The sequence below is a fragment of the Streptomyces sp. NPDC028991 genome (assembly GCF_055564775.1).
This window is the reverse complement of sequence record NZ_JBVHVP010000070.1, coordinates 1-1,528: the sequence shown is the minus strand read 5'-3', so window position 1 is coordinate 1,528 and position 1,528 is coordinate 1. Positions and strand designations below refer to the sequence as shown.

Below are 1,528 nucleotides of genomic sequence, written 5' to 3'. Positions count from 1 at the left end.
CATGTCCGTGAGGCCGTGCGTTTCGGCGACGGTGTGCGGGTCCTGGTGGAGCAGGGTGTGTCGCGGTTCGTGGAGCTGGGTCCGGACGGTGTGCTCTGCGGAATGGCGCGGGAGAGCGCGGGTGAGGACGCGGTCCTGGTCCCGTTGCTGCGCAAGGACCGTGACGAGGAGAGCACCGCGCTGGCCGCACTCGGCCGGCTGCACACCACTGGTCTGGCCGTCGACTGGGCCGCCGTCCTCGCCGGCACCGGCGCCCGTGCCGTCGACCTGCCGACCTACGCCTTCCAGCGCCAGCGCTACTGGCCGGAGACGACCGCTGTCACGGCGGCGGACCCGAGGTCGGCCGGTGTCGACGCGGCGGAGCACCCGTTGCTGGGTGCGGTGGTGTCGTTGCCGGACTCCGGCGGTGTGGTGCTGACGGGCAGGCTGTCGGTGGAGGCGCAGCCGTGGCTCGCCGACCACGTGGTCCTCGGCCGGGTCCTGCTGCCCGGTACAGGCCTGGTGGAGATGGCCCTGGCGGCCGGTACGGCGGCAGGGTGCGCCACCTTGGAGGAGCTGACCCTGGCGGCACCACTGGTGCTGCCCGAGAGTGGCGGACTTCAGGTGCGGGTCGTCGTAGGCCCGCACGCGGACGCGCGTCGCACGGTCGCCGTCTACTCCCGTCCCGAGAACGCCGGTGATTCGCAGTGGACGGCCCATGCCTCCGGTTTCCTCGCGGAGACGGCTGTGGTGGCTGGGCCCGAGTGGGGTGAGTGGCCGCCGGCGGGTGCCGAGGTGCTGCCGGTGGAGGCGGCGTACGAGGTCTTCCGGGAGCGTGGTTACGGGTACGGGCCGGTGTTCCGGGGGTTGCGTGCGGCGTGGCGTCGGGGTGAGGAGTTGTTCGCCGAGGTGGCGCTTCCGCAGGAGGCGTCGCAGGAGGCGGGCCGGTTCGGTCTGCACCCGGCCCTGCTGGACGCCGCGATGCACGCGGGCATCCTCAACGACAGCGACGACGGGACGGCCGTCCCGTTCGCCTGGAGCGACGTCTCCCTGCATGCCGTCGGCGCAGCCGCCGTCCGCGTGCGGATCGGTCGGCTCGACGGCCGTGCCGTCTCCCTTTCCGTCGCCGACGTGACCGGCGCCCCGGTCCTGACGGTCGGCTCCATAGCCAGTCGCCCGTTGTCCGCCGATCAGTTCGTCTCCGTGTCCGCTGACGGGGGCGCGTTGTACGGCACCGAGTGGGTGCCGACCGCCGTGGACGGTACTGCGGCACCGGCCTGGGCTGCCTGGCCCGAGGTCGCCGAGGTCGCCGAGGTCGCCGAGGGCGGCGAGGTCGCGGGTGTGCCGGGTGTGGTGCTGCTGGACTGTGGTGTGCCGGGCAGTTCTGTGGATGTGCCTGTGGGTGTGCGGTCGGTGTTGGATCGGGTGTTGGGTGTGGTGCAGGAGTGGCTTGAGGGTGAGCGTTTCGCGGGTTCGCGTCTGGTGGTGGTGACGCGGGGTGCGGTGCCGGTGGGTGCGGGTGGTTCGGCTGCCGCGGGTGATGTGGTGC

1 protein-coding gene is annotated in these 1,528 nt (G+C 72.6%); it reads left to right on the top strand.

All coding sequences use genetic code 11. The annotated features are described in order from the left end of the window. Positions 1–15 precede the first annotated feature (15 nt). Positions 16–1,528: polyketide synthase dehydratase domain-containing protein (locus tag ACZ4V1_RS35855; RefSeq protein ID WP_468345353.1), on the top strand; the 1,513-nt coding region annotated here is incomplete at its 3' end.